Genomic DNA, 15,725 nt, shown 5'->3' on the forward strand with positions numbered 1-15,725 from the left:
AAGACTTCTTCAGAATTTGGCGGTATTGACGGGCGTACGGCTCTATACACTTTCGGGGAGACAACTGAATAAGAGCAAGCCATGCCGTTCGCCATTCGCCGCCGTTTGCTGTTGGGGTGCGCAGTGTTCAGCGCAGCATTTTCTTTTGCGGCCGCCGCGCAAACGGCGTATCCGTCCAAGCCCGTCCGGCTTGTCGTTCCGTATCCGCCAGGCGCCGCCACCGACGCCATCTCGCGCGCGTTTGCCCAGCAGTTGGGCGCGATCATGGGGCAGACCGTGGTCGTGGAAAACCGGCCTGGCGCCGGCTCGGCCATCGGCATCATGGCCGTGAAGAACAGCCCTGCCGATGGGTACACATTGCTGGTGCATGCCGAAGGTTTCTATAGCGCAAAACTCACCACGCCCAGCGCGAGCTACGCGTTCTCGGACTTCGAAATCCTGGCTCCGCTGGCTCAAAGTAGCTACGCCTTCATCGTGCCGGCCGACCGAGGCTGGAACCAGCTTCAAGACCTGAAGGGTTTGAATCGGGAATTGGATATCGGCATTGCGGATCTTGGCATCGGCACCTATTCGACGTTGGCGAGCAGGCTGGCGGCCAGCCTGGGCACGCAGTATCGCCCCATTCCCTTCAAGGGCGGCGCGGAAGGGCTGACGGCAATTCTTGGTGGCCATATCGATGGCTACTTCACCACGATAGGCACCACGCAAAACGTCAAGGACAACCCGCGCGTCAAGGTGCTGGCTTATACCGGCCGGCCCGGAAGCGAGAGCCATCTGGCGGGGGTAAAGACGTTTGCCGAGCTAGGCATTCCCGACATGCTGTTTCACAGCAGCTACAGCGTGGCGGTGCGCAGCGGTATCCCCGAACCGGTAAGGACCCAGCTTGCGAATTTCGTCAGGCAGGCGGCTACGTCAAAAGAGATGGACGCGGCCCGTCGGGAGCTTTATCTGGATGAATACAGCGGAACCTTGGACAACTACAAGCAAGAGCTCTTGCGCTTGGCGGCGGAGTTTGAAACGAGTGCGAAGCAGCGCAAGAGTGAATGATCGGGGGTGGGGTCGGCTGATGGCGGGGCGTCCCCTTCAATACCGCCAGCGCACGTTCAACGACCCCGCGTGTTCGCGATTTCCACCGCCGTACTGCCCGCTGTAGTTCAAGCCCAACGAGGCGTTCTTAGACACCGCCACTTCCGCGCCCAGCTCGGCAACGGCAGCGTTACGGGCAATCGGCGCACCCGACACCGTGAACGCTTGGCCGCCGTCAAATGCCATCGTGGATTGCGGCAGCACATCGCCAAAGGCATGGCGCCAGCCCAGCGTGGCTTGCAAGCGGCCTTCGGCGCCACTCAGCGTGAAGTCCGTTTGCGCGCGCATGCCGAGCGTGCTGCTGGTTTGCTTGTCGCTGCTGCTTTGGCCGTTCAAGGCCGCCGAGCCGCCGGATTCAGAGAAGCTGCGGCTGCGCAGGTCGCTCCAGGCCAGGCCCACGAAGGGCTCTAGCGTGGTGCGGTCGGACAAGGGCATGGCGTAGCCCATCTCGGTGAAGAGCTGGGTGGTGCTGGCGCCGTAGTCTGCCGTGAGCTTTTGCGATGCGCCGGCCACCGTCGCATAGCGTTCGGTGCTGACGTCGTGCCAGGTGTACGACGTGCCGACCAGCAGGTTCAGCTTGCCCGCGCCCGCATCAAACGATTTGCCGCCGTAGATGGCCGCGCTGTAGCCGGACACGTCGGCGTTGGACGAGCGGTCGTCCACGCGGATCTTGCTGTCGGTGTAGCCGACGGCCCCGCCCACGCGCCAGCCGTTGCCCACGGCGTGGTCGGCGCCGACGAAGACGCCGCCCGTGTGTTGACGCACTTGCGCGGTGTTGTCCGTGGCGTTCTGCGTTTGCCAGTTGCCGACAAGCTCAGCCCAGGCGGGTTGCGCGTTCGACGACGGCAAGGCGGACGCGGACATCATGCCGCCCGCCTGTGCGGTGGGCGCGCCCGGACGCATGCCCGCGTTCAGGTTGGCGCGCAGGTGCGACAGCGGCAGCGTGCGTGGGGTGCTGCTGGAACTCATCAGGCTGGACGTGACGCTGGCGTGCGCTTCGCCGGACAGGCTGTTGAAGGCGGCCGGCGGCGCGCCGTTGGGCAAGGTCAGGATGTATTCGTGCAGCGCATTGCCGGACGGCAGGCTGTCCAGCGCATTGGCGACGGCACGTTGGTTGCCGGTGCGCGCGGCGTCGGCGAAAGCGATCGGACGGGAGGGAGTGGTCGGCGTCGTGGGATCCACCGGCACCACCTTGCGCCCGAGTTGCAGCGTGACATCCTGCGCGCCGTAGCGCAGCGCCGGAGCCAGGAATGCGTAGTTCGACGACACGTTGTCAAACTGGCCGTTGATGGCGTTGGCGCTCAGGATGGTGTATTGACGCGTGGTTTCAAAGCCGCCTTCCGGCCCGACGTGTACCACCGAGCCCGCCAGATTGGCGACGCCACTGACGGCCACGCGGGCGCTGTCGGATGAGGCCGGATCGGCCGCAACCTGGTACGTGGACCCCGGCATGAACGTCAAATCGCCCGCCACGTTCAAGGTGCCGTTGACCTTGCCCGGCGCCAAAACGGCGCCGCTTTGCAGCGTGGTCGTGCCGACTTGGCCCGCGCCTTGCAGCAGCGTGCCGCTGGCCAGCGTCAGCGTACCGCCCAGCTTGCCGCTCGATGCGATGTTCAACGCGCCTGCCTGCACCAGCATGCTGCCGGTGTAGGCGCTGCCGTCACCTGAAATGGTGAGCATGCCGCTGCCTGCCTTGGCCAGATCGCCGTTGCCGGCAAGGGTTCCGGTCAGGCCGAAGGTGGTTGCCGCGGCAACATCAATGGCGCTGGGTTGCGTCAACAGGATGCTGCGGGCGGTATCGAAACTGGCCGTCGTGGCCAGCACGCCGCCGCTCAACGTCACGCCGCCCGTGGCCGCGCCCAGGTTGGCGTCCTTGGATACCGACAGTGTGCCCACTCGCACGTCCGTGCCGCCGGTATAGGTGTTGTCGCCCGTCAGCACCAGACGGCCGAAATCGGTCTTGGCCAGTTTGCTGGCGCCCGCCAGACTGGCGGCGATGGTGCCCGTCATGCCGGCGTCGGCCGACGACCCCGAGCCCACGCGGATGATGCTTTCACCACCCGCGCCTTGCAGCGCGAGGGCATCGCCTTCGATGCGGTAGCCGTCGGTGGCGATTTGCATGCCGGTAACGCCGATCGCGCCTGCCGATGTGTCCACCGTGACCGTGCCTGCCGTGCCCTGGAAGATGGCGAAGGTCGGGTTGGGTTGGAAGACGCCGTTCAAGGTGCCGTCCACGTTGGCCCAGTTGCGGCCATCGGCACGCCAGGTGCCCGAGCCGCCGTCAATGGCGCCGTTGTAGTGGCGGGCGGTGTTGCCGCCATCCCAGAAGCTCAGCGTGGCGCCGGATGTCGAGGCCAGGTTGACCTGGCCGCCGACCGCGGTTTGCAGCTTCAATGCACTGGCATCCACGCCAGAGGGCGTAGCACCCACGGTCAAGCCGTTATCGACCAGGGTGCCGCCGTAGTCAAACAAGCGATAAACCCCTGCGCCAAAGCCGCCTTGATCCGTCACGTTCAGCGTGCCGGCCAGGGTCAGGTTGCCGCCGACATCAAACAGGGCGTTGTTCGGCGCGTGGCCCAGTTCCACGTTGACCAGGCTGCTGCCGGACAGCGACAAGTCGCCGCCAACGGTCAGCGTCTGGCCCTGCACGCCTTCCAGTACGCCGCCAGCAAGCGTGGCGTTGCCGTTAACGCGGCCCAAGCCAGACAGGATGCCCGCGCCGCTGACCGTGACGTCGCCGCCCAGAACGCCGTCGGTATGCAGTCGGCCGCCCGTGACCGAGGCCGAGCCGCCCAGCTTGTCCGACACCCACAGCATGCCGGATTGAACCTGGGTCTGGCCGGTAAAGGCGCTGCTGTCGCCCAGCAGTTGCAACATGCCCGCGCCGGTCTTCGTGACCTGTCCCGCGCCAGACAGCACACCACTGAACGAGGTGCTGCTGGTTTGATCGAAGCGCGCCTCGGCACCCGAGGCGATCGTGGTGTTGCTGGTATAGCGGCCGGCGCTGAATGCCAGCGTGCCCGCATCGACGCGCCAGTCTTGCGCATTGACGCCGGTCAGCGTCAGCACGCCCGCGCCTTGCTTGGTCATCGTGCCGGTGCCCGACACATAGCCCGCGTAGGTCGCATCGCTAGCCTGGTTGAACACGACCGCGCCGTTGTTCATGAGGTCACCACGAATCGAGGCCGCATTGCCCACCAGCGTGCCCGCCTGGACTTGCGTGTTGCCGTAGGTGTTCGCACCCGTCAGCGTCAAGGTGCCGGCACCCAGTTTTTGCAGATTGCCCGTGCCGCCGATGGCGCCTTGCAAGCCCAGCGTGGTGCCCGCCGCGACCGTGATGTTGGCGCTTTGCGTCAGCGTGACGGCACGCGCGGAATCAAAGCTGGCCGTGGTGGCGAGCGCGCCGCCGTTCAGCGTCAAGCCGCCCGAGCTTGCACCCAGGTTGGCGTCCGACGCAATGGACAAGGTGCCGCCACGGATCTCGGTGCCGCCGGTATAGCTATTCGTGCCCGCCAGCACCAGCGTGCCAAAGTCGGACTTCACGAGCTTGCTGGCGCCGGTCAGGCTGGAAGCGAGGGTAGCGGTGGTGCCGGCGCTGGTGGGCAGACCCGAACCCACGCGCACAATGGTTTCGCCGCCCGCGCCGGACAGCGCGATGGCGTCGCCCTGGACGCGGTAGCCGCCACTTGTGAACTGCATGCCCGTCACACCGACGGCGCCAGCGCTGGTATCCACCGCCACGGTGCCGGACGCGCCTTGGAAGACGGCGAATGTCGGGTTGGGCTGGAAGCGGCCGTTCAGGGTGCCGTCGGCGTTGGTCCAGTTCAGGCCATCGGAGCGCCACGTACCCGCGCCGCCGTCGATGACGCCGTTATCGCGTTGCGCGGCGTTGCCGCCGTCCCAGAAACTCAAGGTGGCGCCCTTGGTCGACATCAGGTTGACCTGGCCGTTGACGGCCGTTTGGATGCGAAGGTCATTGGCCGTGATGCCCGTGGGTGTGTTGCCCACGGCCATCGTGTTGGTGGTCAAGGTGCCGCCATAGTCGAACAAGCGGTAGACGCCCGCGCCAAAGGCGCCTTGGTCCGTGACGTTCAGCGTGCCGGCCAAGGCCAGGTTGCCGCCCACATCGAACAGGGCGGCAGCGCCGGCACGGCCCAGCGCCACGTTGACGCGACTGGCGTTGTCCAAGGTGAGGTCGCCGCCAATGGTCAGGGTGCGGCCTTGTGTGCCTTGCAGCTCGCCGCCCGTCAGCGTGACGTTCTGGCCGATGGTGCCGGTGCCCGACAGAATGGTGTTGGCGCCGATGGCGGCATTGCCGCCCAGTGTGCCGGTGACCTGCAGGCGGCCGCTTTGCACATCGGCGTTGCCTCCCAGCTTGCCGACCACGCTCAGCATGCCGCCAGCCACGCGCGTCGTGCCGGTGTAGGCGCTGCTGTCCGCGTTCATTTCCAGATTGCCGGCGCCAGTCTTCACGAAGACGCCACTGCCCGACAGCTTGCCGGCGTAGCCGGCGTCGGTTGCTTGGTCAAAGCGTAGCGTGCCGGCGGCGCCGATGGTGGCGTTGGCGGTGTACGTTGACACGTCGGTGGCCAGCGTGCCTGCTTCGATGTTCCAGTCCATCGTATTCAGGCCATCCAAGGTCAGCGTGCCCGCGCCGCGTTTGGTGATGGTGCCGCTGCCGATCAACGAACTGGATACGGTGCCGTCCAGGCTTTGGTCGAAGATGACCGAACCGTAGTTGAGCAGGTTGCCCCGGATGGACGCGCTATTGCCGATCAAGGTGCCCGCCTGCACCCAGGTGGTGTTGGTGTAGTGGTTGGCACCCGTCAGCGCCAGCGTGCCCGCGCCTTTCTTGATGAGCTGCCCGCTGCCGTCGATCGTGCCGGCCAGGCCCAGTTGCGTGTCGGCCGCCACATTGAACGTGCCCTCTGAAACCAAGGTGACGGCGCGATTGCTGGTAAAGCTGGATGTTGATGCCAGCGTGCCCCCCGCGATCGTGAGGTCGCCGGTGGCCGCGCCCAGGTTGGCGTCTCTGGACACCGACAGCGTGCCCATGCGCACATCCGTGCCGCCGGTGTAGGTGTTGTTGCCCGCCAGCACCAAGGTGCCGAAATCGGACTTCATCAGTTTGCTGGCACCGGTCAACGACGATGCAATCGTGCCGACCATGCTGCTGTCGGCAGGGGTGATGTTGCCCACCAGGACTACCGTCTGGCCGCCGCTGCCCTGCAGGGCGATGGAATCGCCTTGGATGCGATAGCCGTCCGTGCCGATCGTGATGCCCGTCACGCCGACGGCGCCACCGCTGTTGTCGACGGTGACGGTGCCCGCCGCGCCCGAGAAGGTGGCCAGGGAGGGCAAAGTGTATTGGCCGTTCATCAAACCATCGGCAGTGGTCCAGTTGCTGGCCGTCGCGTTCCATATGCCCGAACCACCGTCGATCTGGCCATTGGGCGTGGTGTTGGCGCCATCCCATTGATTCACCGTCAAGCCCGCAGTGGATACCAGGTTGACCTGACCAAACGCCGCTATCTGCACGGTCAGTTGGGAAGGGCTGATGCCCGTGGGCGTCGTGCCGATGAGGATCGGGGAGTTCGTGGGAAAGGACAGGGACGTGTGGTACTTGAACAGTTGGTAGACGCCCGCTCCGAATCCGCCCTGATTGCTCACATTCAGTGTCGGGCTACCTAGATACAGATTGCCGGTAACGTCAAACAGCGGCGTGGCGCTCGCGCCGCCCAGCGCCACGTTGATCTGGCTGCCCTGGCTTAAGCTCAAAGTGCCGAATTTCAGCGTCTGTCCTTGCACACCCTCCAAGGTGCCGCCGCCGCGCACCGTGGCGTTCTGGCCGACTGTGCCAGTACCCGTGATTTTGCCGCCTGCCTCGACGGTAACGTCGCCGCCCAGCGTGGTGTTTACGGCCAGCGTTCCGCCGCGGACGGCGGTCGTGCCGGTGAAGGCGCCGTTGTTGCCGCTTAGCGTGGTGACGCCGGTGCCGGTTTTAACCAGATTCCCCGTGCCGCTCAGTTGCCCGGAAAGGGTGAGCGGCTGAGCACCGGCCAAGGTCAGGCTGCCGCTTTGCAGGGTCAGGTCATTGCCAAGCACCAGGCCCGTGGCGCCCACTAGCAAGGTGCCGCCATTGGCGGTTATCCGGCCGGAGCCCAGGGCCAGCGTGTCGATCAAGGTCAGCATGCCGTCGTTGATGGTGGTCGACGTTGAACCGGTCAACAGCGGACCGGACACCGTCCATGTGCCGCTGTCGACGATCAGGTTGCTGAAGTTGCGGTACGTGTCACCCAAAATGACTCCGCTGCCGGCCGTACCGGAACCGCCACCGACGGCGTTTTGCAGGGCCAGGGTGTTGTTGCCACCCGCGCCACCGTCCACCGTGCCAGTGCTGGCGAACTCCAGGTCTTGGTTCAGCACCGCCATGTCGCCCGCAGCGCCGCCGCCCGATTCGACCCATGAGCCGGTCAGCGCGTTGTATCGGTTGGCCCCGGCACCGGCGCCCAGGGACACGCTACCGTAGATCGTGCCCACATTGGTGAACACGTTGCCGGCCGCCGACGCTTGAAACGCCACGCGGCCGAAGATCGCATTGCGGTTCTCCATGTTGACGCGGGAGCCACCCCAGACCGCGACGACAGGCGCGTCGCCCGACATTGATGTCCCTGACAGGGGCATCGAAGATAAGGTGCCTTTGTTGAGGATCGTCGTGGATCCGAAGCTGCCGTTTTGAATGTTCAGCGCCATGCCGGTCAGAGAGCCCAAGAGCGCGCTGGCAGGCGCGTCTGTCGTCCCGCTTATCGTCCCATTGTTGATCACCGTGGCCACGCTGTTGTTGCTATTGCCGATGGTGACGGCAGAGGTCAGTGTGCTGGGGATACCGATGGCGGATGGGTCAATCGTGCCATTGTTTTCAAGCTGGACATTGTTGCCACTTAACGTGACCGCGCTGGACGACGAGGATGGCGCGGTGATGATCGCGCCGGATGCAATGTTTACCGTGGGGTTGTTGGTGGCTTCGTTGATTCCGCCGATTACGCCGGTGCACACGACCGTGGCGCCCGTACTGAACGGGGTGCATGCGGCATGCGCCTTGGGCAGGGCGCCAAACAGGGCACACGCCGCGGCCAGGGCCAGCACCATGCTGCGTTGGCGCGAAACGGTGCGTGTGGGTGAGGCGGTTTGTAGCGTGGCGCTGCCACTGCCTGATGTTCTGCCCCTGACCCGGGTGGTTTCCGGTGCCGCGACCCACGCGCCCAGGGACGGATTCCAAACGGAGCAGAACGTTTTATTCATGACAGCCTATCGAAGAGGTCGTAGGCTGCTCGCCGCGAGCCAGCCTGTTTGTAATTAATTCTTACTCTTCGACTGTAAGCTGAGTAACAGGATTGTTGAATCACTGAAAATAGGTAATCACGGGCAGAGATTCGATTTTGATTAATGCAATGGCTGCATGATGGGTTGCGCGCGTTTGGGTCTGGTTAGCTTGTGGCGGTTTTCGCGCGCTTCACCCATCCTACGTTTGAAGCGTTGTCCTATTGCCTACGTTTGAAGCGTTGTCCTATCGCGCCGCGCGGGCGCGGAGGGGTGTTGCTGCGTCGCTCCAGGTCAAACGGACGGCACGCGGTACAAGCGCACTAGAGCAGTTGCGCTTTGCCGTAGGGCGGTGTCCGTGCTTACATCGTCAGAGCCCGTCGCTGGGCGGCATCCTAGGAGACCACCATGGCGCAGACCGATGAGCGGGGCAATCCCGTTTCCACGGATGATCAAGCATCCCTGGCCGCCTACGAAAAGGCGCAATCCCTATTTCTTGGCTATTACGGCGATCCGCTAGGGGTCATTGACCAGGCCTTGGCCAACAACCCCGTGTTTGTCATGGGTCATGTGCTGCGCGCCGGGATGATGATCACGGCCAGCGACCAATGCGTGGAGCCGCTGCTGCGCGAGAGCGTGGAGGCCGCCGAGGGCCTGCACGACATCGCCAACCCGCGCGAACGGCGCCACACCGCCGCCGCGCGCGCGTGGCTGAATGGTGAATTCTCGAATGCCTTGCGGCGCTACGCCGACATTCTCATCGACTACCCGCACGACACGCTGGCCTTGCAGGTGGGCCATATCGGCGACTTCCTGCTTGGGCGCTCGGCCATGTTGCGCGACCGCGTGGCCGGCGTTCTTCCGGATTGGAACAGCCAGATGCCGCACTATGGCTACGTGCTGGGCATGCATGCCTTTGGCCTGGAAGAAACCAACTTGTACGCCCAGGCCGAGGCCCAGGGCCGGCGCGCGCTGGAATTGAACCCGCGCGATCCCTGGGCCGTGCACGCGGTGGCCCATGTGCTGGAGATGCAGGGGCGGGTGGAGGAGGGCATCGCATGGCTGGACGGACGCCGCGAAGACTGGTCGGCCGACAATATGCTGGCCATCCACAACTGGTGGCATCTGGCGCTGTTTCACCTGGACCGCGACGAGACAGCCGAGGTGCTGGCGCTGTACGACAAGCGGCTGCGAGAATCTTCCACCGGGCAGGTCCTGGACCTGGTCGATGCATCCGCCATGCTGTGGCGCCTGCTGTTGCGCGGCGTGGACGTAGGACCGCGCTGGCGGCAGTTGGCCGACGTTTGGCGGGAACGCGGGGGCACGGGCTATTACGCGTTCAATGACGTCCATGCCTTGATGGCCTACCTGGGCGCGGGCGATGACGCGGCCGCGCAGCAATTGATCGCGGCCATGGAGGCCGCGGCGGAAGGCAGCGGCACCAACGCCATGATGACGCGTACCGTCGGCCTGCCCATAGCGCATGCGCTCGTGGCCTTCGCCCGCCAGGACTATGCGCTAAGCGCGGACCTGCTGCGTGATCTGCGCCTGATCGCGCACCGCTTTGGCGGCAGCCATGCCCAGCGTGATGTGCTGGCGCTGACCCTGGTGGAAGCGGCCTTGCGCGACGGCGCTCGCGGCCTGGCCAAGGTGCTGACGGCGGAACGCATGGCCTTGAAACCCGCCAGCGAAGGCAATCGCAAGCTGGCCTCGCGGGCAGCGGCGCTTTAGCAAGCCAGGCTCGATAGTCAGAACGCGACGGACTTTACCGCCTGTTATCACTTACCAACACCGGCTTGTCGCGATACTTCGCGGGAAACGTCTTCGCCAGGTTCTCCACCTTCGGCACATCATTCACCACGATGTACATGCTGTTCGGGTTGCGCACCAGATAGTCCTGGTGATAGCCCTCGGCGGGATAAAACGCTTGCAGCGGTTCCACCGTGGTGGCCAGCTTCTTCGAATACACCCCCGTCTTGTTCAACTGCTCGATATATGCTTCGGCCACTTTGCGCTGGCCTTCGTCCGCCGGAAACACCGTGGACCGATATTGCGTGCCGCGATCCGGGCCCTGGCGGTTCAGTTGCGTGGGGTCGTGGGCCACGGAAAAGTAGATTTGCAGCAGCTCTCCGTAGCTGACCTGTTTGGGGTCATACGTGATTTCAACGGCTTCGGCGTGGCCGGTGCGGCCGCCGCTGACGGCGTCGTAGTCGGCCGTCTTCGCCGTGCCGCCCGCGTAGCCGGATACGGCGTTGCTGACGCCTTTGACGTGCTGGAACACGGCTTGCACGCCCCAGAAGCAGCCGCCGGCGATGACGGCTTTTGCTTGCGGCGCCGTGGCCGGGGCTTGGTCCACCGCCGGGGCGGGGATGATGAAGGCGGTTTCGGCGGATTGCGATGCGCCCGCACCCAGCAGGCCGCAGGCGGCGGCGAGGGCGGCGCATAATTTTTTGGCTTGGAAGTTCATGGTCGGGAATCCTGATAAGGCGGGTGTTCGGTGCCGGGCCGGCGTAAAGCCGGGCGGGTCAGTCTTGGGCGGGCCAGCCCCGGTCGGGTCTCTGCATCGGGCGACTCAGCCCTGTGCCGTAAACGTCATGGCGACGCCGTTCATGCAGTAACGCAAGCCGGTGGGGCGAGGACCGTCGTCGAAGACATGGCCCAGGTGTCCGCCGCAATTCGCGCAATGCACGGCGGTGCGGACCATGCCGAAGCCGGTGTCGCGGGTTTCACCGACGGCGTTGGCCAGGGGCTGCCAGAAGCTGGGCCAGCCGGTGCCGCTGTCGAATTTGGTGCTGGACGAAAACAGGTGCTGCTCGCAGCCCGCGCATGAGAACGTGCCGCTGCGGTGTTCATCGTTCAAGGGGCTGGTGTAGGGCCGTTCGGTGCCGTCGCGGCGCAGCACCTGATATTGCGCGGGCGTGAGCCGGGCGCGCCATTGTTCGTCGGTCAAGGCGTAGGGGTAGGTGGCGGCGGCTTTGGCGGCCGATGCGCTGCGCGGAGTCAGCCAGGGGGCCAGGCCGGCGGCAAGCGCGGCGCCGCCGCCCAGGGTCAGGAAATGTCTGCGGTTCAAACTCATGGCGTGGCTCCTTCAAGAGGCAACAAGGCAAGCGCTGGCAGGGGGTGCGGCGGGATCGAACCTCCGACCCCGGCGCTTGCCCGGTGCTTGTTCCTTACTTCTTCATTCCGTCCTTGGACATGGAATCTTTCGACATCGAATCCTTGGACATGGAATCCTTCGACATCGAGTCCTTCTTCATGCCGTCGTGCGACATGCCGTCCTTGCTCATGCCGCTTTTCGCCATGCCGTCCTTGGCCATGCCGTCTTTCGCCATGCCATCCTTGGCCATCCCGTCTTTAGCCATGCCGTCCTTGGACATCGAGCTCTTGCTCATGCCGTCTTTGCTCATGCTGTCCTTGCCCATGGTGTCGGCGGCATGCGCGGCCACGGCGCCAAAGGCCAGGCACAGGGAAAAAGCAGCGGTAGTAAGTGTCTTCATGATGCGTTCCTTTGATGGATTGAGTAAGACAGGAATTGCACCTAGCTTCCGCCGAACCAGTTGTAGCCCTGGTCCTCCCAGTAACCGCCTGGGTAGGTGTTGGTGACAAAAATCGCCTGTATGTGCTTGGGGTTCTTGTAGCCAAGCTTGGTAGGCATGCGCAGCTTCATGGGGAAGCCGTACTCGGGGGGCAAGGTCTTGCCGTCATAGGTCAGTGCCAGGATCGTCTGCGGGTGCAGTGCCGTGGGCATGTCGATGCTGGTGTAGTAGTCGTCGGAACATTTGAAGCCCACGTACTTGGCCGTCAGGTCCGCGCCAACGCGCTTGAGAAAGGTGGAAAACGGCACGCCGCCCCATTTGCCGATGGCGCTCCAGCCTTCCACGCAGATGTGGCGGGTGACCTGGTCCACCTGCGCCATGGCGCGCAGTTCTTCAAGCCGCCATTGGCGCTTGTCGGCCACCATGCCGGTGACTTCAAGCCGGAACGTTTCCTCGTCCACGTGGCGCACTTCGTCGATGCCGTAATAGGCATTGAAGGGAAACGGCCGGGTAATCATGGATTCCGGGTAGGTGGGCGCCAGCTTGTTGGGGTCGAACAGCCAGCCCTGCACGCGGTCGTTGAAGCGCGATACGGATGTCAGCGCCTTTTCCACGTTTTCATCGTCGGACAAGGAACACCCCGACAGCATCGCCACGCCGCCCAGCGTCAGGGTGTTGCGCAGGAAGGCGCGGCGCGAGGGTTGTTCGACCCGCCTGGTGATCAGGTTCTTGGCTTCTTTCAGAATGGCCGCGCCGTCCAGGCCCAGCAGCGACAAGCGTTTTTTCTGGCTCACGTTGGGCTCCTTATTTGCCGCGGATCATGGCGATGAGGCTACGGGGCACCAGCGCCACCATCACCAGGTGCACCGCCACGAAGGCCACCAGCAACGCCATGGCGAAGAAGTGGATGCGGCGTGCGAATTCATAGCCGCCCATCAGCTCGCGCAGCAGGTCGAACTGCACGGACTTCCACAGCACCAGACCGGACAGCACCAGCACCACGATGTCGACGATGACGAACAGGTAGGCCAGCTTTTGCACCTGGTTGTAGTGGCGCAGGTCGCCGTGGGACAGCTTGCCGCGCAGTGCCGCGCCCAGGTCGGCGGCCACGCCGCTCGGGCTCAAGGGGAAGAATTTGCGCCAGAGCCGGCCGGTGGCCAGGTTCAGGGCCAGATACAGCAGGCCGTTGGCGAACAGCAGCCACATCGCGGCAAAATGCCATTGCAGCGCGCCGCCCAGCCAACCGCCCAGGGTGATGCCGTTGGGAAAGGTGAAGTCAAAGAATGGGGCGGCGTTATAAATGCGCCAGCCGCTCATTACCATGATCACCACCGCCAGCGCGTTCAGCCAGTGCACAATGCGCAGCCAGCCGGGGTGGATGACGCCGGGGGGCCGGGCGGCGGCGGGGGGAATGTGACTGGCGGGGCTTGCCATCATGGCGGGTCTCCGGGGCGGGGTGCTGTCGTTGGAGCCATTCTTCCCCGGGGCCGATATCGAAGTCCTCACGCAAACTTAAAAAAATTGTGATAACTCACCGCCCGCGGATTGGCGACAATGGCGGTGTTTCCCTTGCCCGAGCCCCCCATGGACACGCCCCGCCGCGTTTTGATTGTTGAAGACGACGCCCACATCGCCGAATTGCTGCGCCTGCATCTGCGCGACGAGGGCTATGAGGTGGAACACGCGGCCGACGGCAACGAGGGCATGCGCCGCCTGGAAGAGGGCAGTTGGGACGCGCTGGTGCTGGACCTGATGCTGCCCGGCATCGACGGCCTGGAAATCTGCAAGCGCGCGCGGGCCATGGCGCGCTACACGCCCATCATCATCACCAGCGCCCGGTCCAGCGAGGTGCACCGCATTCTGGGCCTGGAACTGGGCGCCGACGACTATCTGGCCAAGCCGTTTTCCATGCTGGAACTGGTGGCGCGGGTGCGGGCGCTGCTGCGCCGTAGCAGCGCCATTGAGCGCAATGCGCGCATCGATGCCGGCAGCCTGGCCGTGCATGGTGTGTCCATTGACCCTATCGCGCGCACGGTGGATGTGGATGATCGCCGGCTGGATCTGACGCCGCGCGAGTTCGATCTGCTGCATTTCTTTGCCCGCCATCCCGACAAGGTGTTTTCCAGGATGGACCTGCTGAACCATGTGTGGGGCTATCAGCACGAAGGCTATGAGCACACGGTCAACACGCATATCAACCGGCTGCGCACGAAGATCGAGGCCGACCCGTCCGACCCCCGCCGCATTCTGACCGTATGGGGCAGGGGCTATAAATTCGCCGCCGGTCCGGGCGCTGCCGGAGGCTCGACATGAAACGATTCACCTTGACCCAACGCCTGTCCGCCGTCTTTGCGCTGCTGTTGCTGGCCTGCTGCGGCGCGTCGGCCTGGTTGCAGATCGCCGCCAATTCCCGTTACGAGCAGGAAGTGGTGCAGCGCTTGTCCAGCGGGCTGGCGCAGCATATTGCCGGCAGCACCGAGCTGATGGACGCCAACGGCTGGAAGCCCGACGCGGTGCGTTCGCTGTTCGACATGTTGATGGCCGTCAACCCCGCCGTAGAGGTCTATCTGCTGAACAACGATGGCCGCATCGTGGGTGATGCCGCGCCGGCCGGCCAGATCAAGCGGCGCCAGGTGGACTTGGCCCCGGTCAAGCGCCTGCTGGCGGGCGACATGCTGCCCATTGTGGGCGACGACCCACGCAGCGAGGATGCCCAAAAGGTGTTCAGCGCCGCGCCCGTGCGCGTGGGAACGTCGGACGCGGGCTATGTGTACGTGGTGCTGCAAGGGCAGGCGCATGATGCGCTGGCGATGTCGGTGTCGCGCAGTTCGGTGTTGCGCACCACGCTGTGGTCGATCGCCCTGGTGGCCTTGCTGGGGCTGGTGGCGGGCTTGACGGCGTTTGCGCTGATCACCCGGCCGCTGCGCGCCTTGACGCGGGCGGTCAGCGCGTTTGAAGGCGATGACGGCAAGGCGCTGGCCGCCTTGGCCCGGCCCGGCGACGCCACGGACCAGAGCTTGAATGAAATCTCGGTACTGCGTCGCAGCTTCGTGCAGATGGGCGGACGCATCTCGGACCAATGGCGCGAGCTGACGCGGCAAGACCAGCAGCGCCGTGACCTGGTCGCCAATATTTCGCACGACCTGCGCACGCCGCTGACGTCCCTGCATGGCTACCTGGAAACGCTGCGCCTGAAAGACGAAACGCTGGACGCCAGCGAGCGGCGTCGATATCTGGACATCGCGCTGGCGCAAAGCCGCAAGGTGGGGCGGCTGGCGCAAGAGCTCTTCGAACTGGCGCGCCTGGAATCGGGCTTGGTGCGGCTGGAACCGGAAACGTTTTCGCTGCCGGAACTGGTGCAGGACGTGATGCAGAAGTTCGAGCTTGCCGCCGAAGCCCGCCAGCAGGAACTGACTACGGATATTCCCCAGGCCTTGCCCTTGGTGCGAGCCGACCTGGGCCTGATCGAGCGCGTGCTGACGAACCTGCTGGACAACGCCATTCGCCATAGCCCACCGGGCAGCCGGATTGACTTGCAGTTGGGCGTGGCGCAGAACCGCGTGCAGGTGCAGGTGAGCGATACGGGCAAGGGCATTCCGCCCGAACTGCGCAACGGTTTGTTCACGCGCGCCTCGGCGTTGAACCGAGGGCCGCGTGATGGCGGCGGGCTGGGTCTGGTGATCGTGCAGCGCATTTTGCAACTGCATCAAAGCGAGATCCGGCTGGTGGAACGGCCGGAACCGGGGGCGGTGTTTCAGTTTGATCTGTCGGCGGCGCGGTAGG

10 protein-coding genes are annotated in these 15,725 nt (G+C 64.7%); 4 read left to right on the forward strand and 6 right to left on the reverse strand.

Going from position 1 to position 15,725, the window contains the following annotated elements; translation table 11 throughout:
* Positions 1–81: 81 nt before the first annotated feature.
* The gene (locus M2361_RS06220; protein ID WP_259247049.1) at positions 82–1,047 is read left to right on the forward strand and encodes a tripartite tricarboxylate transporter substrate binding protein; all 966 of its coding nucleotides are present in this window, start codon (positions 82–84) and stop codon (positions 1,045–1,047) included.
* Positions 1,048–1,083: 36 nt separating this feature from the next.
* Here the strand turns inward: M2361_RS06220 and M2361_RS06225 are convergent, their stop codons facing one another.
* Positions 1,084–8,388 carry an autotransporter domain-containing protein gene (locus tag M2361_RS06225; RefSeq protein ID WP_259247057.1) on the reverse strand — a complete coding sequence of 2,435 codons (7,305 nt, stop codon included), beginning with the start codon at positions 8,386–8,388 and terminating at the stop codon, positions 1,084–1,086.
* Between the two features lie 426 nt (positions 8,389–8,814).
* Here M2361_RS06225 and M2361_RS06230 point away from each other — a divergent pair, with 426 nt between their 5' ends.
* Positions 8,815–10,137 (forward strand): tetratricopeptide repeat protein, encoded by a 1,323-nt coding sequence (locus M2361_RS06230; RefSeq protein WP_259247058.1) that lies wholly within the window; start codon positions 8,815–8,817, stop codon positions 10,135–10,137.
* A 34-nt stretch (positions 10,138–10,171) separates the two neighbouring features.
* On the opposite strand, the gene msrA is transcribed toward M2361_RS06230, so the two are convergent.
* The 5 genes from msrA to M2361_RS06255 form a co-directional block, all read right to left on the reverse strand.
* Positions 10,172–10,873, reverse strand: coding sequence for a peptide-methionine (S)-S-oxide reductase MsrA (gene msrA, locus M2361_RS06235; RefSeq protein WP_259247066.1), 702 nt, complete (start codon positions 10,871–10,873; stop codon positions 10,172–10,174).
* Between the two features lie 105 nt (positions 10,874–10,978).
* Complete coding sequence (gene msrB / locus M2361_RS06240) at positions 10,979–11,482, reverse strand: peptide-methionine (R)-S-oxide reductase MsrB (RefSeq protein WP_259247071.1); 504 nt, start codon at positions 11,480–11,482, stop codon at positions 10,979–10,981.
* Between the two features lie 94 nt (positions 11,483–11,576).
* Positions 11,577–11,903, reverse strand: coding sequence for a pentapeptide MXKDX repeat protein (locus M2361_RS06245; RefSeq protein ID WP_259247072.1), 327 nt, complete (start codon positions 11,901–11,903; stop codon positions 11,577–11,579).
* Between the two features lie 41 nt (positions 11,904–11,944).
* A complete protein-coding gene (locus M2361_RS06250; RefSeq protein ID WP_259247074.1) occupies positions 11,945–12,736 on the reverse strand; it encodes a molybdopterin-dependent oxidoreductase in 792 nt (263 codons plus the stop codon).
* A 10-nt stretch (positions 12,737–12,746) separates the two neighbouring features.
* Entirely contained in the window at positions 12,747–13,379 is a 633-nt protein-coding gene (locus M2361_RS06255; RefSeq protein WP_259247075.1) for a cytochrome b/b6 domain-containing protein, read from the reverse strand.
* 147 nt (positions 13,380–13,526) lie between these two features.
* Between M2361_RS06255 and M2361_RS06260 the strand changes: the two genes are divergently transcribed.
* Positions 13,527–14,255, forward strand: coding sequence for a response regulator transcription factor (locus M2361_RS06260; protein WP_259247076.1), 729 nt, complete (start codon positions 13,527–13,529; stop codon positions 14,253–14,255).
* Positions 14,252–15,724: a HAMP domain-containing sensor histidine kinase gene (locus tag M2361_RS06265; protein ID WP_259247079.1), complete on the forward strand. Its 1,473-nt coding sequence runs from the start codon at positions 14,252–14,254 to the stop codon at positions 15,722–15,724. Before M2361_RS06260 ends, M2361_RS06265 begins: the two co-directional genes overlap by 4 nt.
* Position 15,725 lies beyond the last annotated feature (1 nt).

It is taken from the genome of Achromobacter sp. JUb104 (assembly GCF_024806975.1).
GTDB classification, from domain to species: Bacteria; Pseudomonadota; Gammaproteobacteria; order Burkholderiales; family Burkholderiaceae_B; genus Achromobacter; species Achromobacter spanius.

Coding starts and splice junctions, on each gene's coding strand:
- M2361_RS06265 (WP_259247079.1), top strand. CDS start 14,252: ATGAAACGATTCACCTTGACCCAACGCCTGTCCGCCGTCTTTGCGCTG.
- M2361_RS06230 (WP_259247058.1), top strand. CDS start 8,815: ATGGCGCAGACCGATGAGCGGGGCAATCCCGTTTCCACGGATGATCAA.
- M2361_RS06260 (WP_259247076.1), top strand. CDS start 13,527: ATGGACACGCCCCGCCGCGTTTTGATTGTTGAAGACGACGCCCACATC.
- M2361_RS06220 (WP_259247049.1), top strand. CDS start 82: ATGCCGTTCGCCATTCGCCGCCGTTTGCTGTTGGGGTGCGCAGTGTTC.
- msrB (WP_259247071.1), bottom strand. CDS start 11,482: ATGAGTTTGAACCGCAGACATTTCCTGACCCTGGGCGGCGGCGCCGCG.
- msrA (WP_259247066.1), bottom strand. CDS start 10,873: ATGAACTTCCAAGCCAAAAAATTATGCGCCGCCCTCGCCGCCGCCTGC.
- M2361_RS06255 (WP_259247075.1), bottom strand. CDS start 13,379: ATGATGGCAAGCCCCGCCAGTCACATTCCCCCCGCCGCCGCCCGGCCC.
- M2361_RS06245 (WP_259247072.1), bottom strand. CDS start 11,903: ATGAAGACACTTACTACCGCTGCTTTTTCCCTGTGCCTGGCCTTTGGC.
- M2361_RS06225 (WP_259247057.1), bottom strand. CDS start 8,388: ATGAATAAAACGTTCTGCTCCGTTTGGAATCCGTCCCTGGGCGCGTGG.